This is a genomic window from Marinomonas atlantica, assembly GCF_001639725.1.
Classification (GTDB): domain Bacteria; phylum Pseudomonadota; class Gammaproteobacteria; order Pseudomonadales; family Marinomonadaceae; genus Marinomonas; species Marinomonas atlantica.
In genome coordinates this window covers 272,347-295,571 of the sequence record NZ_LTAW01000006.1, presented here as the reverse complement: position 1 = coordinate 295,571, position 23,225 = coordinate 272,347, and the positions used below count along the sequence as shown (strand labels likewise).

16 protein-coding genes and 1 pseudogene are annotated in these 23,225 nt (G+C 44.3%); 12 read left to right on the top strand and 5 right to left on the bottom strand.

Annotated features, from left to right (window positions below; translation table 11 throughout):
• Positions 1 to 10 precede the first annotated feature (10 nt).
• The 5 genes from rfbC to AYW75_RS13085 are packed head-to-tail and all read left to right on the top strand — an operon-like array spanning position 11 to position 4,975.
• A complete protein-coding gene (gene rfbC / locus AYW75_RS13105; protein WP_067100122.1) occupies positions 11 to 550 on the top strand; it encodes a dTDP-4-dehydrorhamnose 3,5-epimerase in 540 nt (179 codons plus the stop codon).
• 3 nt (positions 551 to 553) lie between these two features.
• Positions 554 to 1,441, top strand: a complete 888-nt coding sequence (rfbD, locus tag AYW75_RS13100; protein ID WP_067100121.1) for a dTDP-4-dehydrorhamnose reductase — start codon at positions 554 to 556, stop codon at positions 1,439 to 1,441.
• Positions 1,438 to 2,334, top strand: a complete 897-nt coding sequence (locus tag AYW75_RS13095; RefSeq protein WP_067100119.1) for a glycosyltransferase — start codon at positions 1,438 to 1,440, stop codon at positions 2,332 to 2,334. The genes rfbD and AYW75_RS13095 overlap by 4 nt, the downstream gene beginning before the upstream one ends.
• A 52-nt stretch (positions 2,335 to 2,386) precedes the next feature.
• Positions 2,387 to 3,712 (top strand): exopolysaccharide biosynthesis polyprenyl glycosylphosphotransferase, encoded by a 1,326-nt coding sequence (locus AYW75_RS13090; RefSeq protein WP_082856517.1) that lies wholly within the window; start codon positions 2,387 to 2,389, stop codon positions 3,710 to 3,712.
• Between the two features lie 36 nt (positions 3,713 to 3,748).
• On the top strand, positions 3,749 to 4,975 hold the full coding sequence (locus AYW75_RS13085; protein WP_067100118.1) for an O-antigen ligase family protein: 1,227 nt from the start codon (positions 3,749 to 3,751) through the stop codon (positions 4,973 to 4,975).
• 24 nt (positions 4,976 to 4,999) lie between these two features.
• On the opposite strand, the pseudogene AYW75_RS19035 reads toward AYW75_RS13085, so the two are convergent.
• Both AYW75_RS19035 and AYW75_RS13080 read right to left on the bottom strand, forming a co-directional pair.
• Positions 5,000 to 5,116 (bottom strand): annotated as a pseudogene (locus AYW75_RS19035) (hypothetical protein); the annotation flags it as partial.
• Between the two features lie 244 nt (positions 5,117 to 5,360).
• The gene (locus AYW75_RS13080; protein ID WP_067100116.1) at positions 5,361 to 6,050 is read right to left on the bottom strand and encodes an FKBP-type peptidyl-prolyl cis-trans isomerase; all 690 of its coding nucleotides are present in this window, start codon (positions 6,048 to 6,050) and stop codon (positions 5,361 to 5,363) included.
• A gap of 507 nt (positions 6,051 to 6,557) precedes the next feature.
• Between AYW75_RS13080 and AYW75_RS13075 the strand changes: the two genes are divergently transcribed.
• Entirely contained in the window at positions 6,558 to 8,576 is a 2,019-nt protein-coding gene (locus AYW75_RS13075; RefSeq protein WP_067100114.1) for a GGDEF domain-containing phosphodiesterase, read from the top strand.
• Positions 8,577 to 8,629: 53 nt separating this feature from the next.
• Here AYW75_RS13075 and hslO read toward each other — a convergent pair whose 3' ends face one another.
• Positions 8,630 to 9,499 (bottom strand): Hsp33 family molecular chaperone HslO, encoded by an 870-nt coding sequence (hslO, locus tag AYW75_RS13070; protein ID WP_082856516.1) that lies wholly within the window; start codon positions 9,497 to 9,499, stop codon positions 8,630 to 8,632.
• A gap of 170 nt (positions 9,500 to 9,669) precedes the next feature.
• Here hslO and AYW75_RS13065 point away from each other — a divergent pair, with 170 nt between their 5' ends.
• From AYW75_RS13065 to AYW75_RS13045, 5 genes are all read left to right on the top strand, one after another.
• A complete protein-coding gene (locus AYW75_RS13065) occupies positions 9,670 to 11,592 on the top strand; it encodes an ATP-binding cassette domain-containing protein (RefSeq protein ID WP_067100112.1) in 1,923 nt (640 codons plus the stop codon).
• A 228-nt stretch (positions 11,593 to 11,820) separates the two neighbouring features.
• The gene (locus AYW75_RS13060) at positions 11,821 to 13,437 is read left to right on the top strand and encodes a methyl-accepting chemotaxis protein (protein WP_067100110.1); all 1,617 of its coding nucleotides are present in this window, start codon (positions 11,821 to 11,823) and stop codon (positions 13,435 to 13,437) included.
• A gap of 281 nt (positions 13,438 to 13,718) precedes the next feature.
• A complete protein-coding gene (gene hemB, locus AYW75_RS13055) occupies positions 13,719 to 14,708 on the top strand; it encodes a porphobilinogen synthase (protein WP_067100108.1) in 990 nt (329 codons plus the stop codon).
• A gap of 153 nt (positions 14,709 to 14,861) precedes the next feature.
• The gene (gene ppk1, locus AYW75_RS13050; protein WP_197478953.1) at positions 14,862 to 17,114 is read left to right on the top strand and encodes a polyphosphate kinase 1; all 2,253 of its coding nucleotides are present in this window, start codon (positions 14,862 to 14,864) and stop codon (positions 17,112 to 17,114) included.
• A 146-nt stretch (positions 17,115 to 17,260) separates the two neighbouring features.
• Positions 17,261 to 18,802, top strand: a complete 1,542-nt coding sequence (locus AYW75_RS13045; protein ID WP_067100107.1) for a M10 family metallopeptidase C-terminal domain-containing protein — start codon at positions 17,261 to 17,263, stop codon at positions 18,800 to 18,802.
• A gap of 71 nt (positions 18,803 to 18,873) precedes the next feature.
• On the opposite strand, the gene AYW75_RS13040 is transcribed toward AYW75_RS13045, so the two are convergent.
• Both AYW75_RS13040 and rho read right to left on the bottom strand, forming a co-directional pair.
• The gene (locus AYW75_RS13040) at positions 18,874 to 19,590 is read right to left on the bottom strand and encodes an NAD(P)H-flavin reductase (RefSeq protein ID WP_067100105.1); all 717 of its coding nucleotides are present in this window, start codon (positions 19,588 to 19,590) and stop codon (positions 18,874 to 18,876) included.
• Positions 19,591 to 19,764: 174 nt separating this feature from the next.
• Positions 19,765 to 21,030: a transcription termination factor Rho gene (gene rho / locus AYW75_RS13035; RefSeq protein ID WP_067100104.1), complete on the bottom strand. Its 1,266-nt coding sequence runs from the start codon at positions 21,028 to 21,030 to the stop codon at positions 19,765 to 19,767.
• A gap of 456 nt (positions 21,031 to 21,486) precedes the next feature.
• Between rho and ppx the strand changes: the two genes are divergently transcribed.
• Positions 21,487 to 23,007 (top strand): exopolyphosphatase, encoded by a 1,521-nt coding sequence (ppx, locus tag AYW75_RS13030; protein WP_067100102.1) that lies wholly within the window; start codon positions 21,487 to 21,489, stop codon positions 23,005 to 23,007.
• Positions 23,008 to 23,225 lie beyond the last annotated feature (218 nt).

Below are 23,225 nucleotides of genomic sequence, written 5' to 3'. Positions count from 1 at the left end.
CCAATACAGTATGAATGTGATTAAAACAAACATCGCAGATGTTGTGATTATTGAGCCAAAGATCTTTGGTGACGAGCGTGGTTTTTTCCTTGAAACCTTTCAAGCAGAACGTTATCAGGAAATGGCAGGTATTGATTTGCCATTTGTACAAGACAATCATTCCCGCTCAGGCAAGAACGTTTTACGTGGTTTACATTTTCAGAAAAGTAAGCCACAAGGCAAGTTAGTACGTGTTGTTCGTGGTGAAGTATTTGATGTAGCTGTGGATATTCGTCCTGATTCTCCTACCTATGGACAATGGGCTGGCGTGTTGTTGAGTGAAGACAATAAACGTCAGTTTTGGGTGCCACCGGGTTTGGCCCATGGCTTTGTTGTTTTGTCGGACATTGCAGACTTTGAGTACAAGTGCACGGACTATTATGATCCGAGTGATGAAGGCTGCTTAATATGGAACGATGCCAGTGTCGGAATCGAATGGCCAAACGGAATCGAACCGATTTTATCCGCCAAGGACGAGCTTGGACTGACTCTTGAACAGCTTGGGAATTGATTGATGCGTATTTTTCTAACTGGGAAAAATGGTCAGCTAGGGCGTTGCTTGCAAGATGTTTGCTTAGCCTCTAAACATGACTTGATAAGCTACGGCTCGGATGATTTAGACATCTCGCAGACGGATCAGGTGTTATCTGTGGTCACAGAAGTCAAACCAGATATTATTGTGAATGCGGCTGCTTATACGGCAGTAGATAAAGCAGAAGATGAGCCTGATAAGGCGTATGCTGTCAATGAGTTGGGTGTAGAGAATCTTGCGCAAGCTGCGCAACAGCTTGGCATTCCGGTGATTCATGTGTCTACCGATTATGTCTTTGATGGCGATAGCGTTGAACCATATAAGCCTAGTGATCCAACTGCGCCACAAGGGGTCTACGGAGCCTCTAAGTTAGCTGGAGAAAAGCGTCTTGCGCAAGTGTGTACTCAGTACATTGTATTGAGGACGGCGTGGGTATTTAGCGAATACGGCAACAACTTTGTCAAAACTATGGTTCGCTTAGCGAATCAGCGTGATTCACTCAGCGTTGTGGCTGACCAGTATGGATGCCCGACTTATGCAGGCGATTTAGCACAGGCAATTTTGCAGCTTTGCGATCAATATCAACAAACCGGCGAGCTGGCATGGGGGATGCATCATTATTGTGGTGATTTGCCGACTAGTTGGCACGGTTTTGCTCGTACCATTTTTGCTAAAGCAGAGCAGTTTGGTTTAATTCAAACTCCGCCTCAGTTGACAGCGATCAGTTCTGCACAGTACCCAACGTCGGCTAAGCGGCCTGAATACTCCGTATTGGATATGGCGACACTGACTAACTTAGGTGTATCGGGTTGTCATTGGCTAAGTGCGCTGGATAAAACGCTTGAGATTTTGAAGAAAGAAGTCCAATGATGGTAACGTTGCCTAACGTCGCTGTGTTGCTCGCAGCTTATCAAGGTATTCGTTGGATTGCTGAACAAGTAGATAGCATTTTGTTACAGCGAAATGTGTCGGTCACACTTTTTATTAGCGTAGACGCCTGCTCCGAAAGCGGTATTGAGGATGGTACGCTGGCGTGGTGTCAGAACTTAGCTAATACCCATGAAAATGTACACCTTTTGCCTTATGGCGAACGCTTTGGTGGTGCTGGGGCAAATTTTTTTCGTTTGCTCACAGATGTCGACTTTTCTAAATTTGATGCTATTTCGCTTGCTGATCAAGATGATATTTGGTTAGACACTAAATTAGAGCATGCTTGTCAATGTATTCGTGATGGCTTATGTCTGGTGTATTCTTCGAATGTTATGGCTTTTTGGCCAGATGGTCGGCGACAATTGGTCAAAAAGTCTTATCCCCAGAGGCGTTATGATCATTTTTTTGAAGCGGCAGGGCCTGGCTGTACTTATGTACTGGATCAATCCGTGGCACAGCCATTACAGAGATTTTTACGTGAGCGGCGTGAGCATTTGAATAAGGTCGCATTACATGATTGGTTGATATATGCCTACTGTCGTCAGCAAGGTATTGCTTGGTTCATTGATGAACAAAGTACCCTGCATTATCGGCAGCATGCGGCTAATCAGGTAGGGGTGAATGAAGGGATTTCCGCGTATAAAAAGCGCTTAAAGCAAGTTGCGAGCAAATATTACCGAGGGCAAATTGAAGAAATCTGTGCATTAGTTGCGCCAGAGCTTACCCCTAAATTGCAATCATTTGGTTTTCGGTTGAGTAATGCCCTACAGTGTCGACGTAGACCGAGAGATCGCTTTGCGTTGCTCGTCATGTTTTTATTGTGTATCTATTAGTTGAGATTATTGAAGTTGGCTGTGTCATGTTGAATAGGTACTTAGATTGTTGATGAAAAAAAGTTCAGTGAAACGATATCAAGATCGTAGAGTGCCTTTCTCTTATGCATTTGTGGATTTGTTATTACCAGGTGCTTTACTGTCTGTACTGTTTAGCATGTTTGGATCAGGTGATTGGGAAAGTGAATACCATTGGATGGCTGCGTTAAGTGGTGTGTTTTTTGCCACATGCATTGGTATTCAAGGCGGCTACAGCCGTTACAACGAAAGAGCGTTTGCGAAGAAGCTAGAAGTGACGTTCAAGACATGGTTTTTAAACGTGTTCTTTTTGTTGGTGTTGCTGTTTTTCTATTTATCAAATTTACAATTTGATCGTTGGATCGTATCCGCTTGGGTTGTGATCACGCCTTTCTTAGTGATGTTCACGAAAGTGATGATTCAGCGTTATTCAAGAGGGTTCTCGCAAGCAAAAATTCAAGTGGCTGTGTTAGGGCGGCATTATGAATTCAATGAGTTAGAGTACGCGATGTTGGAGTTTCAAGGCATTGAGTTGACGTATTTTAGCTTGAATGAAAGCGATGATATTGAACACCATATCTTGAAACTGTCTCCGGATTACTTATTGCTTAATTTGGAAGCACCAGCAACAAATAAGTTGATTAAAGAGTTAACACATCTTGATTTAAAAGGGATTCGCTTAATCGTTTTACATCGATTTATGGAGGCATTTCTACGCAAATGTTATATCCCTTATGATGGTGAGGATTTGAGTTACCTTGAGAAAGTCCGCCCTTACAATCTTAAAAACTATCTATTTAAACGTACGATTGATTGCTTAGCTGTTTTGAGTATAGGGCTGATATGTTCGCCGCTTATTATTTATGCGATCCTTAAAATACGTACACAATCTCCGGGTAGTATTTTATTTCGGCAGTGTCGAGTTGGGTTAGGCGGTAAAAACTTTGTTGCATTAAAGTTTCGTAGTATGCATGAAAATGCGCATTTTGACCCATATACTCAAAAAGAAGACCCTCGTATTTTCCCTTTTGGCAATGTGATGCGTAAGTTTCGGATAGATGAACTGCCCCAGCTGTGGAATGTGGCGCGAGGCGAAATGCACTTGGTAGGACCTCGGACAGAGTGGGATATCCTTGTTGAAGATTATGAAAAGGAAATTCCTTACTATCATGAGCGTCACCTTGTGCGGCCTGGAATATCAGGATGGGCGCAAGTGTGCTATCCATACGGATCTAATTTAGAAGATGCCCGTCAAAAGCTTATGTATGATCTGTATTACATTAAGCATTGGAGTGTGTGGTTAGAGCTCGAAACGATTTTGCGTACTGTGGTTGTGGTGCTAGGCAGAAAAGGCCATTAGTAGCACCTTCAGTTGTTGTTCAAGTGGGATGTAGATGTGTTATTGATAAGCTTGTTGGCTTGGTGTTCAGCGGGTGTGCTTCTAGCGCTTAACTTAAGTGTGGCAGGTGGCTACTCTGTCCCTGCGGCGATGTTGTTTTTGATATCTTTTTTTGTCCTTATAAAGCAGAAAGCAGCCGCGCTAAAACTCGCTAAGAAAGATTATGTGCTCGTTATCGCCTTTTCTGGGTATGCACTAGCGATGTGTTATTTCGTCTATTTAGACGGTTGGCATACACGTGAATTAGATCGTCCCTCACGATTCTTATTATGTCTTCCTGTTCTGTTTATGCTTCTGAAACTGATGCCACCAAAGCAACCGATGTTGTTCTATGGCGTTGCAATGGGTGCTATTTCCAGTTTAGGTGTTGCTATATATGATCGCTTCTATTTAGGCTTGCCGCGCGCGCAGGGCGGCGAAAATGCCATTATGTTTGGCGATACGGCTATGATGCTGGGCTTTATGAGCTGTGCGGCTTTGATGTATTTCTATCATAAAAAACAGTGGGCGTGGGCGCTGATCAGTGCGATCGCCGTATTCTCGGGAGTTGCAGCGTCTTTTTTATCTGGGTCGCGAGGTGGCTGGGTAGCGGCCCCATTGATTGGCGGATTCTTGTTATGGCAAAGTCGCGATCTGTTTAATAAAAAGTTGATGCTGACTGGCTTATTTGGTGCGATTGTATTTTTAATCGGTGTTATTGCGACTCCACAAACGGGTATTCAGCAGCGGCTTGGCGCAGCACTGACTGATATTGAAAAATATCAGTCAGGGGACAGTTATACTTCGATTGGATTGCGCTTTGACATGTGGCGCTCATCGTTCTATTTGGCGGCCGAGTCGCCAGTATTTGGAGAAGGGCAGTACGGCAGTCGTGAAATACGTAATGAACTGGCGAATCAAGGATTGATTCACCCACAAGCAGCTAAGTTTGATCACTTACACAATGAATATCTTACGGCACTTGGCTTTCATGGCTTGGTCGGGCTGATGTGTCTAATGATTGTCTATCTAGTACCATTGAGACTCTTTATGGCGTCTGTTAAACAGTACCGCGATAACTGGGAGATTAAGCCTTATGCCATTGCGGGGGCATTAGTGCCTATGTGCTATATGGATTTTGCTTTGACCCAGTCTATGTTCAGTCACAATATCGGTGTGATGATGTATGTTTTTCCGATAATCTTTTTCTGGGCGGCCTTACGTTGGCAGAAATCGTTGAAGTAGCTTAACAAGCTCTTGGCATAAAAGTTAGGCTGCTTGAGGCGAGTTGTCTTCTGTGTAAACTCTTAGCTCAGGGGCATTACCTGATGCCCGTAAGTGAACAATGGCCTGATTACTGAGACAAACACGAACACCATCAAGTGTATATCTGTTTTCATAGCTTCAATAACATGGGGTGAGCCAATTTTTGTGCGCTGGATAATGGCACAGTGGAGTTGTTGCCCCAGCCCTGTATTTATTGTCGTGGCTACGTGTGTTCCGTTTACCGCTACCGAGGATTACAGGTATAAGCATGGACGAATTTTGCTATAACGGGCAAGGTCTTAACACAAAAAAACGCCCTAGTTTGGAGGGCGTTTCAATTTGCTTAAGCGAGTAAAGTCTCGATTTACTCAGCGCTTTCGATGTCCAGCAGTTCTACTGTAAACTCAAGTGCTGAATGTGGCGGGATTGGGCCTGTTCCGCCTGGGCCGTACGCTAAATCAGAAGGAATATAGAATGTGTACTTAGAGCCAACAGGCATCAGTTGTACACCTTCTGTCCAGCCAGGAATCACTTGATTTAGTGGGAAAGAAATAGGCTCGCCACGCTCATAAGAGCTATCGAAGACAGTGCCATCAACCAATTTGCCTTCGTAATTCACTTTAACAGTATCTGTTTCGGCTGGTTTAGCACCATCGCCTTGTTCGATGACTTTGTACATTAGACCTGAGTCTGTCGTCATCACGCCGTCTTGTTCCGCTTTTTCAGCTAACCAAGCCTGCGAAGTCGATTGTGCTGCTTCTGCCATTTTAGCCTGTTCACGTTGTGCTTTTTCCATTTGTTGTTGCTGGAAAGCCTGAATTGTTGCTTGAACATCTTCCATAGACATTTGAGGTTCAACATCATTGAAAGAGTCTTCAAAGCCTGCTTTGAAGGATTCTAAGTCCATGCCTTCGAAGTCATTTGCCATGCGGCTGCCAAACATTGTACCGATTGAGTAACCCAGTTTCTGTTCTTTGCTATCAAGCTCGACGTCTGCAGCGTTCGCGAGTGAAACTGAAGAGACAACCAGTGCTGCGACTAATGTTTTTTTCATGTGAAAATATTCCGTTAGTTAAGGTTCTGATAAAGAACTTGGTTGGGGTGCGACCTGTGTATTTCAAGCACGCGAGCAAAATTTGTCAGATAGTAGATAAAAACGCTTTGTGCTTAGCAAATCAAACCGAGCTTTCATTTTTAACATAATAAGGCTGTCCTGCACCAATTATGTATAACGCTTCACTATAGTGACCCCTTCACCTGTACACCTAGTTAATACTCAAAGAGATACGCGAAGCACAAAGCGTTAAATGAATGTATGCCTCGTTTTTGGCTGCAACAAGACCCTTTACGCGTGGTTGACGATTTTTGCGAAATCTGTGATCGCTCCAAATCAGTAAGTATTACTATTGTTTATGAGTTAGCGTGCATTATTAAAAATGTATCGTTTTAAATAAAGATCTAAGTCAAAAAGCGGTGGTTTTTGTCGGATTAGGTTAAGTCGAAATGCCTTTTTGTGGCTACTATGAAGAGTCCATAATACTAATAATGCTGTAAGGATATTATGTCTCGAAACGGATTGTCTCAGAGTCCTTCTATTTACCGTCAGTTGTTTATCTCGATCGGTATTATCAGTGCGTTAGTGTTTTTATGGGCTCGTACCTCGTTTAACCATTATCAAGTGGATTTGTTTGATTTAGAAGGGATCAACATACAAGCTATTCAAACTACCGAGCTGCGGCCAGAAAATAATGATGGCCAGTTGCTTGTTCGCTGTCGTTTATCAGAAGTTCAGCCTTCTTATACTTGCGGTGTTCGGGTGCATTTGCCCAAGGATGCCCAAGGTAATCTATTCTCTTTTGATAAAATTGATCGTATGGCAATTGCGGCACAGATGCTGACGGCCCCCGAGCGTTTTGATGGAAGATTGCAAGTCAACATTGTGAGTATGTTTAAAGATTCGGCCGATCAAGCATTGACTGATTCAAATTTAAAGTTTCACTCAACACGGATTGGCAGCGGCACGTTTGATATCCCGCTAGAGCGTTTTGACGTCGCCAGTTGGTGGCAGGATGCTTACAACATCAGTTTTGAAGACGCCAAAAAAGATTTTAGCCAAGTTGAAAGTGTGCATATCTTATTGAATGATAGCCCTCTCAAGTATGAAGGCGACTATCAATTTACGGTGTCTGAATTAAAAGTAGATGGTTATCTTGTTGACCCGTTGTCGTTGAATAATTGGTTGATTACCTTTTGGCTAATGGTGGGGGTAGGAAGCCTGCTCCACTTCTCTTGGCGAGGTCACGGAACCTTACAGCGAATGCGGCGCGTGGCATTGTATGATCATTCGACAGAACTTTTGAATGAGCAAGGTTTAAGAGACTATATGCGTGGTTTAGCGCCGGAAGCAGGCGGCGCTTTGTATATTCTGCGATTTGATAATGCAGCCATTTTAGAGCGTCATTTTGGTGAAAAAGTCTTTAATCAGCTGCTGATTAAAACCAAACAGCGCTTGCTGTCTGTTTTTCAGTCTCAGTCGGTCAGTTTGGTTCGTCTTAGCGAGACAGAGTTTGCTCTGTTTTGTCCTACAGGGATATTAGCGCGTGAGCAGCTACTGGAACGGATTTTCAAGGAAGGTGTTGAGATGGAGGGGGTTGGCCATCTTAAACTGGATGTGATGGCGAGTGTGGTGGTGGAGTCATCGATTCCCAAGAAACTGGATGCCGTACTGGAAAAAGGTCGCTTTGTTCTGGACCAGCCGAAAGATAGAAATGTGTTTGCTAAGCGTTATACGTCGGAATTGGATGAACCACTGCAACGCAAAGCATCGGTGGAACAGGCCATACGTCGTTGCATTGCAGAAGACGACTTTTATTTGGTCTTTATGCCGCTGTACGATGCCAGGCGCGACCTAGTAATCGGTGCAGAAGCCTTACTGCGCTCTAATTCCGAAAGCTTAAAACAATTGTCTCCAGAGGTGTATATTCCCGTTGCTGAAAAGGCCAATCTGATTCAAGAGATCGATATGCTAGTGCTGCGCAAAGCACTGACAGCGATTAAGCAACACAAATTGCCTGATGGTTTTGTTTTATCCATTAACATCTCAGCGCAAGAGCTGCTCGACAGCGAATTCGCACAGCGTATTGATGCCGCTTTGCGCAGTGCAGGTGTGTCTGCCTCTAGTATTTGTTTTGAGGTGACAGAAACCTTTTTTGTGCACATGGATGAAGCGAAAGTAGAAGTATTGGAACAGTTACGGGCGTTAGGGTGCTCAGTGTCGCTCGATGACTTTGGCACAGGCTATACGTCGTTCGCGCATTTGCAGCGCTTATCTGTTGATGAGATTAAAATAGATCGCAGCTTTGTGAATCGTTTAGAAGACCCCAAAGCACGTGTCGTGGTCGAGTCAATGGTTAATATCGCACAAGCTTTGGATTACAAGCTTGTGGCAGAGGGTGTTGAGACATTGGAGCAGTTGGACTACTTACGAACGTTGGGCTGTCATTGCTTCCAAGGTTTCTTATTTTCGAAGCCTACTAGCTTAGAGAATGCCTTGGCTGCGCATAAGCCCACCAAAGTGTAAACGGCTTGAGGTTTATGAGCACCATAAAAGCAATGGTGCTCACTCACTTCGTATTAGTGTGTTTGCGCTTGGTCGCCTAATGCGCTGTCTAAATCTTCTTTATGAAACTCATAGACTTCTGCACAGAACTGACACTCTGCTTTGATCGAGCCTTCTTCGCTAATGATTTGGCGAATTTCTTCCGCTCCCATAGAGGCAATGGCATCAAACGTACGTTGGCGTGAGCATGAACAACCAAATTGCATGGTTTTAGAATCGTACATGCGCAGTTCTTCTTCGTGGTACAGGCGGTGTAAAAGCTCTGTTGTGTCTAAGGTTAGCAACTCTTCATCTTTTACTGTGGTCGCTAAGTGAACGAAACGTTCCCATGCATCTTCATCGCCATCTTTTGCTTGTTCTGCGGGTAGGCGTTGTAAGAAAAGCCCGGCTGCTTGCGCACCATCAGCGGCTAACCAAACACGACTGGGTAGTTGCTCTGATTGGAAGAAGTATTGCTCTAAGCACTGGGCCAAGCTATCACCGACGATTTCGACGATGCCTTGGTAACGATTACCTTGGCGTGGCTCGATGGTGATGACAAGATAACCGTTCGCAAGCAGTTCTTTCAGTGATGCCTGTTCTGGAAACGCTTGTTCTTCATCCCATTGGGCAATGGCACGCAAGTTTTGTTGTTCGTCACACTCAGCCATTAACGTTTTTAACTGACCTTCGCCTTTACATTGGATTGACAGCACGCCATCAATTTTGACGATGTCACGCAATAGCGCAATGGCAGCAACAAACTCGCCTAGGAGTTTTTCAAGTGACTTTGGGTAACTTTTACGAGAAATGATGTTTTGGTAAGCATCGGTTAGCAGTACGCGCTCGCCTCGAACATTGGTGTTATCGAAGGAGAAGCGTTGGATTTCATTGATGTTGTTCACAAGAATCACCGTTAAATTAAGTATGCATACATTTTAAAACGCAATGGCCTATTTTGCACCTTATGTGAGGGCGCTAAATGAGGTTTAAAGGGGCAATCTCAAAGAGGCTCGCTTGGTCTTTTATAATCCTCTAAAATGCGTGCTTTGCTAAATCACTCAGAGACGTATTCATGATCCAGTTTTCCCAAGTCAGTTTGCAACGCGGTACGCAGTTTTTGCTTGAACAGGCCGATATGACCATTTTTGAAGGTCAAAAGGTGGGTTTGATCGGGGCAAATGGCGCGGGTAAATCGTCTTTGTTTGCCTTAGTGCGTGGTTTGTTACATGCGGATACTGGCGAGGTCATTTTACCTGGCCAGCGTCGTATTGCGTTTATGGCGCAGGAAGTGGAAGACGTTGACCGTACAGCGTTGGAATACTGTCTTGATGGTGACGATCAGTTGCGTGTGATCGAAGCGAAAATTGAAGTGGCGCAAAGCAGTGGCGATGATCATGCCCATGCTCACTGGTTAAGCGAATACGAAAACGTACAGGGTTATACTGCACAGGCGCGCGGTGAAATGCTGCTCCAAGGTCTAGGTTTCAAAATGGCCGACATGAGTAAAAAAGTGGCGGATTTCTCGGGTGGTTGGCGCATTCGTTTAAACCTTGCACGGGCGTTGATGTGTCCATCTGATATTTTGCTTTTGGACGAACCGACCAACCACTTAGATTTGGATGCGGTGATGTGGCTCGAAAACTGGCTACGCTCCTACGCTGGTACGTTGTTATTGATCTCCCACGACCGTGATTTTCTTGATGGTATTTGTAGTCATATTGTTCACCTCTTTCAAAAAAAGCTGAATCTGTATAAAGGTAACTACAGTAATTACGAACGTCAGCGTGCCGAGCATTTAGCGCAACAGCAATCCATGTTTGAACAACAACAACGTAAACGTGCCCATTTACAAGAGTATGTAGATCGCTTCCGCTATAAAGCGACGAAAGCAAAACAAGCCCAAAGTCGTCTAAAAATGCTGGAAAAGATGGAAAGTATCGGGCCTGCTCACATTGACTCTCAATTTCAATTTTCCATTCCGATGGCTGATAAAACCTCGCCACAATTGGTCAGTTTGATTCAAGCGGACTTGGGTTATGTATTGGAAGATGGAACGCCGAGAGTGCAGTTGGGCGAGTCGAATTTCTCTGTACGTGATGGTCAGCGCATTGGTCTATTAGGTCCTAATGGCGCGGGTAAATCGACGCTGATTAAATCCTTAGTAGAAGAGTTGGATGTGTTATCAGGTGAGCGTGTTTATGGTGAAAATACCAAGGTAGGCTATTTCTCCCAACATCAGTTGAGCGCGTTGGACTTAGAAGCGTCTCCGGTTTTACACATTCAACGTATTACTCCGACGGCACTGGAAGCGGATGTACGTAAGTATCTTGGTGGCTTTGGTTTTAATGGCGACGATGCGCTACGAGCAGTGAAAGGTTTTTCCGGCGGTGAGAAAGCCCGCTTGGCTTTGTCTTTGATTGCGTGGCGCAAACCGAACCTTTTGGTGCTTGATGAGCCAACTAACCATTTAGACTTAGAGATGCGTCAAGCACTGACGGAGGCTTTGCAAGAATTTGAGGGTGCGATCCTTGTAGTATCCCATGATCGTCACTTGTTAAACAGTACCGTTGATGAGTTCTTCTTGGTCGCCGATCATCAGATCGAAGCGTTTGATGGTGACTTGCATGCGTATCATCAATGGCTGCAAGCCAGACAGCAGCAAGCGAATCAGGCGGAGCGTGCTGCAGGCGGCAATGACGTAAAAGTTGAAAAAGTAGACCGTAAAGAAGAGCGTCGCAAAGCCGCTGAGCAACGTGAAAAGCTTCGCCCTTTGCGTAAGTTGATCGAGAAGCATGAGAAAACCATGCAAACTGCCCAAACACACCTTTCGAACATCAGCGAAGCCATGTCTGACAACGACTTGTATGACATAGCCAATAAGGACAAATTGCAAAGTCTATTAGCCGATGAAGCGAAATGGAAGAAGACGCTAGAAGATGCAGAAGAGGCGTGGTTTGAGGCTCAAGATGAGCTTGAACAGGCGGAGTTGTCCTGATTTTATTGAGTGATTGAGATAAAGATATTGCTATTTAAATCTTTGCAATCATAAAGTTATCAAATATGTCTCAATATAAGAAAATATTATATCTTTTATGTGATGAATATACATGGATGTGTCGTTTTAATTCGCCTTTAGTTTGATTGGTTTTTTTGTAAGTTACCTGTCAGTTTTCCTCTGATAGCTGATTTAATCATTGTTTGTTATTAAGGAGTAATAACGACTATGGGTATACGTTCAGTAACTATTGGGGCACGCTCTACGCTTGCTTTTGCAATTGTTGGATTGCTTGTATTAGCCATTGGCTTTTTTTCTATTAATCGAGTGTCTAATCTCTCCGATGAATTTGATGTTGTAACAGAGCATCGAGTGCCAGCGTTAATGTATTCAAAGAATTTGACTGCTGCACTTTATGAATTGCGTTTCGAAGTAGTAAAAACGATTTTGTCACCAGATACATCTAGTCAAGGTCGTCTTCGTGTTGTTGCCGCAGGAGAACATTTCAAAGCCGAACTGGAAAAAATGCGTGGCATGGCACGTGCTGAGGAGGCTGAGCAGCTTTTACAAGAGATAGCCGATGAGTTCGCGCAGTATCAATCAATTCAATCTAGGATTATTGATTTTGTGATCGCTGACGACTTGGAAGGCAGTCTGCCACTGCAGGAACAGGCCAAGTCTGTTGGTAGTAAACTGGTTCGTTCAATTGAAGCATTGGTAGCCTTCCAAACCCAACGTATTACCGACAGTGACAATGCGGTAGACCAAGCTGAAACAGACACTATGGTTATTATGTATTCTGCAATTGCTTGTGCATTGGTGTTGGTTGCCCTGTTTTCTTATCTATTTACCCGTAGTCTTGTTAAGCCTCTTCAAGTTGCGATAGGAGCAGCAGAGGCTATGGCCAGCGGCGACCTTAGTCGTGAGTTTTCGGATCAAGGGAAAGACGAAGCCGCGCAGATGATACAAGCGATATCTGTGATGCAATCTAATCTGAGGAAGACCATAAATGATATTCAGGCCTCAGCTCGTCAGCTCGCTTCAACCTCTGAAGACTTAAGCAGTGTTACAGAACTATCGACTCAAGCAATTTACGATCAAAATGTTCAACTAGAGCAAGCTGTTTCATCCGTGACTCAGTTGTCATCTGCTGTCGATGAAGTGGCTCGTAATGCTGTAGCAACGTCAGAAGAATCGCAAAATGCGAATGAGCGCTCAGAGGTAGGGAACCAAGAAGTATCAAATACTATTGATACAATTAATGGTTTATTGACTGAACTTGATGGCACCATGTCAGGGGTTACGTCATTAGAGCAACAGGTGTCTAATATTGGCAAAGTGCTGGATGTGATTCGTGATATTGCCGAGCAAACTAATTTATTAGCGCTTAATGCCGCAATTGAGGCTGCGCGTGCCGGAGAAAGTGGTCGTGGTTTTGCTGTGGTTGCAGACGAAGTACGTGGTTTGGCTCACCGTACTCATGAATCGACAATAGAAATTGAAAGCATGATTGGCTCGGTGCAAAAAGACACAGGCAGTACAGTTAGCTCTATTCGTACCAGTTATGAACAAGCGAAAGAAACATTGAATATTGCTCATCGTGCTGGTGAGGCGCTGGAAGCTATTCGATCCTCCGTTACAAAAATTAATGAGCAAAATACGGCCATAGCATCGGCTGCAGAAGAACAAGCGATTGTCTCCAACACCGTAGACGAAGGGTTGGTTGCGATTAGCGGTCTTGCTAATTCGACTGCAGAAGCAGCCAATAAAAGCAGTCAGTCAAGTCAAGAGCTCGCGCAACTGGCTGAGTCTCTTAATAAGTTAACTAGCCAGTTTAAGGTTTAAATCCAAATTATTGATCCTTAAGCTATACGTTTATTTAAGACCACTAATGTAAAGAACATTCGTGGTCTTTTTATTTATCTGGCAACACAATGCTTTTTCTATAAATTTGCTGAATGATATCAATACCTCCTCTTTCGTTTTATTCTAGAATGACAGTATTCGCTAAAGGGGAGAGTCATTACTAACGTGCTTCCCTTGTTTTATTAGGCAATTTTCTTCTCTGTAATGTAATTGTCACAATTTATTTATAGTTTACACCCCATATAGTAAGGAGTTGGTACATGACCTTTCCGTTTGCACGTATGCGCCGTATGCGTAAAGATGATTTTTCTCGCCGTTTGATGCGTGAGCACCGTCTAAGCGCAGATGATCTTATTTACCCTATGTTTGTGATCGAAGGGCAGAATACGCGTGAAACCGTACCCTCTATGCCGGGTGTGACTCGTGTGACGCTAGACTTGCTGAAAGAAGAAGCGGCCGAGCTAGTCGCGCTGGGCATTCCTATGGTGGCGCTATTTCCGGTGCTGGCAAGTGGCAATAAGTCGCTGATGGCTGAGGAAGCCTATAATCCAGACGGACTGGCTCAACGCGCTATTCGTATGTTGCGAGAAAACTTCCCTGAGTTGGGTGTGATGACCGACGTGGCGTTGGATCCGTTTACCACTCATGGACAAGACGGCATCATCGATGATGACGGCTACGTGTTGAATGACATTACGGTCGATGTACTGGTGAAGCAAGCATTGTCTCATGCGCAAGCGGGTGCTCAGGTTGTAGCGCCGTCTGACATGATGGATGGCCGTATTGGTGCGATTCGTGAAACCTTGGAGTTAGAGGGCTTTATTAATACTCGCATTATGGCGTACTCGGCGAAATACGCGTCTGCTTACTATGGCCCTTTTCGTGATGCAGTAGGTTCATCAGGCAATCTAGGGAAAGGCAATAAATTCACCTATCAAATGGACCCAGCTAATACCGATGAAGCGATTCGTGAAGTCTTGCTGGATTTGGAGGAGGGGGCAGATATGGTGATGGTGAAACCTGGTATGCCTTATCTAGACGTTGTACGTCGCGTAAAGTCAGAATTGGGTGTACCGACCTATGCGTACCAAGTGAGTGGTGAGTACGCGATGCAGATGGCCGCTTTTGAAAATGGTTGGCTCGACAAAGACCAAGTAATGATGGAATCTTTGTTGGCATTTAAGCGTGCAGGTGCGGATGGTATTTTAACTTACTTTGCAAAAGACGCTGCCCGTTTATTAAAGGGCTAAAACGGCTTCATTATTTTTCGTGTTTAGATGTTGATTATTCATCGAGGAAGCCGTGACCCTAGGGTTGCGTTAGTGTAATTTTAAAGTTGGTCTTACTGCTTAGTTAGATCAACATGGAACATAATGATGGCACGCTATTGGAGCTGACACGCAATGTCTGAACAGCCTGAAAAAGAAAATGAAGTGGCTCAATCCTCAGCTAAAACAAACGAGGATGCTGTACAAAACGAAGCCAAGTCGATCGAAGAGATTGCTGAGGAATTGGTGCTTGAGCCGATTCCTGAGCAGCCTATTGATCCAAGCCGTTTAGCCATTGAGCAGCGCTTACCGGAAGACATTGATTTGTCGGATCCAGAGCTGTTCTTTAACCGTGAGCTTAGTCATCTACAGTTCAATGCGCGTGTACTAGAGCAAGCTATGGATGAGAACCATCCAGTACTGAATCGTTTGATGTTCCTGTGTATCTTCAGTTCAAACATGGATGAGTTCTTTGAAATTCGTGTGGCAGGTCTAAAAAGTCAGATCGAATACGGTCGTGAGAAAAACGGACCTGATGGTATGCACCCACGCAAAGTGTTGCAATTGATCAGTGATCATGCACACAAGTTAGTGCGTCGCCAGTATCGCATTTTGAACGACATTATTTTTCCTAAGCTAGCAGAAGAAAATATTCGCTTTATTCGTCGTTCTATATGGACCGAAAAGCAAGCGGCTTGGGTAAAACGCTATTTCCGTGACAATGTATTGCCCATCATCAGTCCGGTAGGACTTGACCCAGCTCACCCATTTCCTCGCTTGGCCAACAAAACCTTTAACTTTGTGGTTGAGCTAGAGGGCCGTGATGCGTTTGGCCGTGAGAATGGTTTGGCTATTGTGCCGGCTCCAAGCTCTTTACCTCGCTTGGTTAAATTACCTGACGACGTTTGTGAGGGGGGCGATAACATGGTCTTCCTATCGTCGATTATTCATGCCCATGCCGATCAGTTGTTTCCTGGTATGACGGTAAAAGGCTGTTTCCAGTTTCGCTTAACGCGTAATGCCGATTTGGAAGTAGATTCTGACGACATTGGTTTGGATTTGGCTGGTGCTTTGCGTACAGAATTACAAAGTCGTCATTACGGTAGCTCAGTACGTTTAGAAATCGCTGATAATTGCCCAGCGCACATTGTCGATACTTTGTTGGCGCAGTTTGACCTAGCCGAGCAAGATTTATATTGCATTGATGGCCCAGTGAACTTGAGTCGATTGATGGCTGTGTTGGAGTTAGTGGATCGATCTGATTTGATGTACCCTCCATTTTCACCGGGCTTACCCAATAAACTGGCAAAATCTGGTGGTATCTTTGAGGCGGTACGCCAACGAGACTACCTGTTGATGCACCCGTTTGAGAGTTTTTCTCCGGTTGTCGATATGCTCAGTGAAGCGGCCAAAGATCCACATGTGATTGCCATCCGTCAAACACTTTACCGCACAGGAGCGCGCTCGCCGATTGCCAACGCGTTGGTGGAAGCTGCCCGTAATGGAAAAGAGGTAACGGTTGTTATCGAGTTGCGTGCGCGTTTTGATGAAGCGGAGAACTTAGCCTTAGCCAGTCGTCTGCAGGATGCTGGGGCGATCGTTGTATACGGCGTCGTTCGTCATAAAACTCATGCCAAGATGATCTTGATTGTGCGTCGTGAAGGGCCAGACCTAACCCGCTATGTGCATCTTGGTACCGGTAACTACCATGCAGGCAATGCACGCTTGTATACTGATTACAGTTTCTTAACATGTGATAAAGAAATTGGCGATGATGTTCACCGTGTCTTCCAGCAACTAACAGGCATGAGCAAAGAGCTGAAAGTGAAGAAGCTATTGCACGCGCCGTTTACATTGCGCGATCGGTTGTTGGATATGATTGCTCAAGAAGCAGACAATGCCCGCGCTGGTGAACCTGCACGGATCATTATTAAGGTGAACTCACTCACAGAGCAGCGTTTGGTTCAGGCATTGTACAAAGCCTCTCAAGCGGGTGTGAAGATCGATTTGATCGTACGCGGGATTTGTACGCTACGTCCGGGCATTAAAGGCGTATCGTCTAACATTCGTGTACGCAGTATTATCGGGCGTTTCCTTGAGCATACGCGTGTTTACTACTTCTATAATAATCGTGTGCCGATGGTGTATTTATCCAGTGCCGACGGCATGGATCGTAACTTGAATAACCGTGTTGAAGTCGCGTTCCCGATCCAAGACTACAAGTTATCGCGTCGTGTGAAGAAAGAGCTGGAGTATTACTTGAAAGATAATACGCAAAGCTGGCTGCTTCAAAGCGATGGCTCCTACCAGCTGGCTAAGCCACGTAAAGGCGAGTACCGCACGGCACAACGTGCTTTGATGAATGATTTAGCGGATAACGCACGTTAACCTAATCTCCCTCTAATTTCATTTCACTACCAAGACTATTTTTATAGCACTTGGTAGTGAAAATTTTCATTTACAACTGTCATAGTTGCCTTAAGTTCACCTATTATTTATCTAATATTGTAATAACAAACTTTATAGGGGGCGTTATGAGTAATGTAACGGATCTATTGTCTAGTTATGGCGTTACGTTTACTCAAGGACGAGATTTTATATATGCGAACCTTGCTTCGCCAAAAATAATTTATGATGTAACGGGTGCTTATGGAATTAGCTTTTCTATGATTGCAGAGTTATACGGAAAGGGGGCGAGCACTGAGCAGGTCAAAGCATTTTTTGCGGCGCTGGGGTTTGATGCCTCAGGTGATGCACCTATATCAAACATCATTCACTCACCGAATGTAACGCAAACCTTATCTGAAAAAAGTATTACCTTGAGCACGGTTTCTGCTATTGCATTAAATACAAACAAATATGTACCGGCCGTTCTTAGTGAAGAAGCTTGGTCTAACGGTTCGCTGACATATAACTTCCCTTCGACGGTTCCCTCTACCCACACTGGAAGCTTCAATACATCAAGAGATTGGCGAGCATTGACAGCGCTCGAGCAAAGTTATTTTAACGATATTGTAAGTAGTCAAAACCAGTTTGTGAGCTTAGATGCAGTTAAATCGCTCAGTGAATCAAACTCTGATATCCAGGTGGCGGCTATCTCTCATACCTCTGCTGAAGCGTTTGCCTATTTCCCAGGTGCAGGGATTGGTGGGGATATTTTTCTTAACCAGGCTGGTGGTAATAAATATTACTACAGTGAAGGAGGTTATGGAGTGTATACCATGGCTCATGAGCTGGGGCATGCGATGGGCTTAGAGCACACTTTTGATGGCGTGGTATTGAATTCAGAGGTAGATAATACCTACTACAGTGCGATGAGTTACACCCTTGTAGGTGGCTATGAAGTAGAGGCAGAAAGCACTGGATCTCGTTACTCTACTTATACCGTTGATGCCTATCGAATGGGTTTAGGAATTATTGATGTGGCTGCATTACAAGCTATGTATGGCGCGGATATGTCTACGAACAATAGTGATAATGTTTATGTGTACAATGAAGATAATCGCTCATTTGTCGGTGTCTCAGGTCATTACTTTACGATTTGGGATGCCGGTGGCGTGGATACTCTGGATGTCAGCAACGCCCGATATGCCAGTGTGGTCAATTTAAATGACTATACCCTGTCATCAATTTCAAAAAGAACACCTTATGAAGAAGCTGTAGAAGTTGCTGCTAAAGCAAAACTTGGGTCGTCTGATCAAGTTTCGTTTATTCAAGATTTTATTGTATCGCTTGAAGAAAGTGCGTTTTTGAACCATAACAATTTAGGTATCGCCTTTGGTGTAGTGATTGAAAATGTTGTAGCGGGTATAGGGAATGACATAATTACGGATAACGAAGTTGATAACATTATTTTTGCTGGCGCTGGAGATGATGCTATTTATCTTGGGGCGGGTGGTTATGATCGGGTAGATGGAGGTGTTGGCAACGACACGGTATTTATCCCTGAAGTGTTTAATGATGTAAAACGGTTTGTGGATAGTGATGGATACCATATTGTTGCAACGAATTTCGCTGCAACGTTAGTTGGGGTTGAGTTGATTCAATATTCAGATACGTTTGAATCCATTGCCTAATGCTTGCACTTCTCTATACAGAAAAAAAGCATGTCAAAGACATGCTTTCTAAATCAAGGCTTGATCAGTTATTACGCCTTAGGTCGTGGCGCGTATGCAAACACATCTGAGTGGCAATTGCCTTCTTGGATGCCTTTTGCTTCAAGTTGATCCAGCGTACCGTAAACCATACCAACGGAACCACTAATGAAGGCATGACTATTGGTTAGTTCTAAATGATCTTCTATAACGGCTTCATAAAGCCAGCCGGTTCGCCCATCCCAATCATTACTGCCTTCATTGACAATAACGTGAATATGGAAGTTATCTGGCGACTGATGGTTGTTGATCCAATCCATCACAAATGTGTCAGCAGAAGTTCGCAGCCCCCAGTAGAAGTGCACTGGTTTCTTATAGCCCTTATGAAGCAAATCATCAAAGATACTTTTCATCTGAGCGAATCCTGTTCCACCTGCAATTAAAAGTAGTGGGTCGGTAAGGTCGCTTGGGATTTGCTCAATATGAGCATCGCCGCCAGGAAGAATAAGGTCGATGGATTCATTTTGCTGAATGTGTTCGATTACTTTAGAAGCCAAAGAGGCTTCGTCTGACACTAATATATACAGCGTTAGAACAGGAAGCTCGAATGGCGCGCTGCCAATTGAGTAGGGTACTTTTTCACCGCTTGGTAAGGCGATCATTAGATATTGCCCTGCAATGAATGCCGTATCACTGACTTCCAAATCCACTTTAAATACTGTGCTATTAAGTGAATCGACTCGAATAACTTTAGCGTTGACGTCTTTCACCTAGATGACTCCGTTGTGTTCTCGTGCCTGCTGCTTGAAGCAGCTATTTTTAATATATCGCTTAAATAGCGTGGCGTATCGCGCCATTATATCGATGCTTTCCAAATAAAAAAAAGCCACTTTCACATATAAAGTGAGGAAGTGGCTTTATTGCAGAGTGATCGTCTACAACTGTTACTTGTTCTTACCTTTCATTGACTCGAAGAAGTCATCGTTTGTCTTAGTAACTTTAAGTCGATCGATTAGGAACTCAGTGGCTGACACATCTTCCATTGGGTTGAGAAGCTTACGCAAGATCCACATACGTTGCAGTTCATCTTCGGTCGTTAGTAGGTCTTCACGACGGGTACCAGAGCGACGGATGTTGATAGCAGGGAAGGTGCGTTTTTCAGCAATCTTACGATCAAGATGCAATTCAGAGTTACCTGTACCTTTAAATTCTTCGAAAATAACTTCGTCCATTTTAGAGCCGGTATCGACCAAAGCCGTTGCGATAATCGTCAAGCTGCCACCTTCTTCGATGTTACGTGCAGCACCAAAGAAACGCTTAGGACGTTCTAGTGCGTTTGCATCAACACCACCAGTCAAGACTTTACCCGAAGACGGAACGACTGTGTTGTAAGCGCGCGCCAGACGCGTAATAGAATCCAGTAGGATCACTACGTCTTTTTTATGTTCAACAAGGCGTTTGGCTTTTTCAATGACCATTTCGGCCACTTGAACGTGACGTGCTGGTGGCTCGTCAAACGTTGAGGCAACCACTTCACCACGAACAGTTCGCGACATTTCGGTTACTTCCTCAGGGCGTTCATCAATCAGCAGTACGATCATGTGACACTCTGGGTTGTTGCGTGTGATCGCGTTTGCGATGTTCTGCAACATAAATGTTTTACCCGCTTTTGGCGGTGATACGATGAGCGCGCGCTGACCTTTACCCATTGGTGCAACCAGATCGATGATACGAGACGTAACGTCTTCGGTCGAACCGTTGCCCGCTTCCATCAGTAAGCGGTCATCAGGGAATAGAGGTGTTAAGTTTTCAAACAAAATCTTGTTGCGGACACTGTCTGGCTTATCAAAGTTGATTTCGTTCACTTTCAGCAGAGCAAAGTAACGCTCGCCATCTTTTGGTGGACGAATCTTGCCAGCGACGGTATCGCCTGTGCGAAGGTTGAAACGACGAATCTGACTAGGTGATACATAGATGTCGTCGGGACCCGCTAGGTATGAGCTATCAGGAGAGCGTAAGAAGCCAAAGCCGTCTTGCAGAATCTCAAGGATGCCATCGCCGTAGATATCTTCGCCACTTTTCGCATGGCGTTTCAGAATCGCGAAGATAACATCTTGTTTTCGGGAGCGGGCAAGGTTGTCTAACCCCATTTCCGCGGCGATATCTAGTAGTTCAGGGACTGATTTCTTTTTTAGTTCGGTAAGGTTCATAAACGAATAAAGTTGTTAGCTCATTAAGAGAATAAATGACGGGACCATAGTGATGTAAAAATACAGCTATAAATCAATGTCGGAAGTTTTAATGTAAAAATGCTTTTCGACACAGAATACCGGCTACGGGCATAACCATGGCTTGAGTTCAATCATATCGCGATGGGCGAGGTCGAACAGCGTGTATTACTTGATTGGAGTCTAAGGTCGGTCAATTGGTTATAGATAACCGCACAATCCATAAGACAGCTTTACTATAGTGCGAGTAATTCCATAGGTCCATAGTAAAAAAGGCTTAATAACGTCTTTTTTGTGAGTTTTTTGACCGAATTTGGTAAAAGTCATACTTTAAGGTCCCGCCAAGATCAAAAAAGTCCTTGGAATTTGACCATGACAGCAAGGGGCAAACGAGTTAATCTTCGGTCATTCTTTGTAATCTCGAAAAGGCGTTGATGGATGCAATCACTTTTAGTGCAACAATCGCATGATTTTCCATTCGAAAAAATTGCAGCAATAGATCTGGGATCAAACAGTTTTCACATGGTTGTTGCACAGGTGACACATGGGCAGCTGCGCATTACAGGCCAGTATGGCGACAAAGTGCAGCTGGCTGCTGGTCTACAGGAAGACGACACGCTAGACGAAGCCTCCCAGCAGCGAGGCATTGATTGTATCGCACAATTTGCACAAGTAATTGATGATTTGCCACTGGGTTCCGTGCGTATCGTTGGCACAAACGCTTTACGTGCTGCGAAGAACCGTTACGACTTTATTTCCAAAGCCATGGATGTGATCAGTCATCCGGTTGAGATTATTGCTGGACGAGAAGAGGCCCGCCTGATTTATATGGGCGTAGCGCGGACCATGGACCATGGTGACCAAAAGCGTATTGTGGTCGATATTGGTGGAGGGTCAACAGAGTTCATTATCGGTAAGCAGCAAGAGCCGATTTTAACGGAAAGTTTGCACATGGGCTGTGTGAGTTATCGCCAACGCTTTTTCCCTGATGGCGCCATCACCAAATCGAACTTCCAAAAAGCGGTTACCGCAGCGCGCCTTGAGTTGTTAAGTATCCAAGATGATTATTTAGAAGAAAACTGGGACGTTGCCATTGGCTCTTCCGGCACGATTAAAGCGGCTTACAACATTGCCGTTGAAAATGGCTGGAGCAAAAAAGGTATTACCCTTAAGGTACTCAAACAAATTCAGAAAGCTCTGTTTGAAGCAGGCCATGCGGACAATGTTAATTTACTTGGCTTGAAACCTGAGCGCAAAACCACCATTGCAGCCGGGATTGCGATATTGACAGCTGTGTTTGAATGCTTCGGCATTAAGCAAATGGACTTTTCGGCTGGCGCATTGAGAGAAGGTGTTCTGTACGACATTATGGGACGTTATGCGGATACAGATATTCGTGAACGTACCGTTAATTACATGCTCAATCAGTACCATATTGATATGGAGCAATCTAAGCTCGTGACGCATACCTCTTTGTCTATGCTTGCACAGGTGAAAGATGATTGGGGGCTAGCCTCTTTATCCAGTGAAGATATTTTACGATGGTCGAGCTTGCTGCACGAATGCGGATTAGGCATCTCTCACAGTCGTTACCATAAGCATGGCGCGTACATTATTAGTGAGTCCGATATGCCGGGCTTCTCTCAACAAGAGCAGAAAGCCTTAGCCTCTTTGGTATTGCGTCATCGTCGTAAGTTCACTCAAGCATTGGATTACCGTTTTACTAAAAGTGATCAACAAGATTTAGATCGTTTAGCGATTCTATTACGCTTGGCTATCTTGCTTCATATTGATCGTAAGGAAGGTGACATGCCGATCTTTACCCTTAAAGCGCAAGATAAGTCGCTGCATGCTGAATTTCTACCTGGTTGGTTAGATGGCCGACCTTTAACATTTGCCAATCTACAAAGTGAAGCGGACTACTTAGCGGTGTCGGGGTATGTGTTTACCTTTAAATAGTCTGCAATAGTAAGGATAGGTAGCCCTTTTTGATTGCTCTCAAAAAGGGCTTTTTTGTTTATCGAGCATATGCTTAGGGTTTTAGTTGGGATCGTTACTGATAGCGGTTATTTCGTAAGTTTATAAAGCTATCGAATTTTTCATTCTTTCGTTATGCGTAGTTTTCTATATCTATCATTAATTGATAATAAAAACATAGACTTAAATTATCATGGTTA

What these genes read in the sequence shown, in the direction of transcription:
- rfbC (WP_067100122.1), top strand. Translation starts at nt 11, where the DNA reads ATGAATGTGATTAAAACAAACATCGCAGATGTTGTGATTATTGAGCCA.
- rfbD (WP_067100121.1), top strand. Translation starts at nt 554, where the DNA reads ATGCGTATTTTTCTAACTGGGAAAAATGGTCAGCTAGGGCGTTGCTTG.
- AYW75_RS13095 (WP_067100119.1), top strand. Translation starts at nt 1,438, where the DNA reads ATGATGGTAACGTTGCCTAACGTCGCTGTGTTGCTCGCAGCTTATCAA.
- AYW75_RS13090 (WP_082856517.1), top strand. Translation starts at nt 2,387, where the DNA reads ATGAAAAAAAGTTCAGTGAAACGATATCAAGATCGTAGAGTGCCTTTC.
- AYW75_RS13080 (WP_067100116.1), bottom strand. Translation starts at nt 6,050, where the DNA reads ATGAAAAAAACATTAGTCGCAGCACTGGTTGTCTCTTCAGTTTCACTC.
- AYW75_RS13075 (WP_067100114.1), top strand. Translation starts at nt 6,558, where the DNA reads ATGTCTCGAAACGGATTGTCTCAGAGTCCTTCTATTTACCGTCAGTTG.
- AYW75_RS13065 (WP_067100112.1), top strand. Translation starts at nt 9,670, where the DNA reads ATGATCCAGTTTTCCCAAGTCAGTTTGCAACGCGGTACGCAGTTTTTG.
- AYW75_RS13060 (WP_067100110.1), top strand. Translation starts at nt 11,821, where the DNA reads ATGGGTATACGTTCAGTAACTATTGGGGCACGCTCTACGCTTGCTTTT.
- hemB (WP_067100108.1), top strand. Translation starts at nt 13,719, where the DNA reads ATGACCTTTCCGTTTGCACGTATGCGCCGTATGCGTAAAGATGATTTT.
- ppk1 (WP_197478953.1), top strand. Translation starts at nt 14,862, where the DNA reads ATGTCTGAACAGCCTGAAAAAGAAAATGAAGTGGCTCAATCCTCAGCT.
- AYW75_RS13045 (WP_067100107.1), top strand. Translation starts at nt 17,261, where the DNA reads ATGAGTAATGTAACGGATCTATTGTCTAGTTATGGCGTTACGTTTACT.
- rho (WP_067100104.1), bottom strand. Translation starts at nt 21,030, where the DNA reads ATGAACCTTACCGAACTAAAAAAGAAATCAGTCCCTGAACTACTAGAT.
- ppx (WP_067100102.1), top strand. Translation starts at nt 21,487, where the DNA reads ATGCAATCACTTTTAGTGCAACAATCGCATGATTTTCCATTCGAAAAA.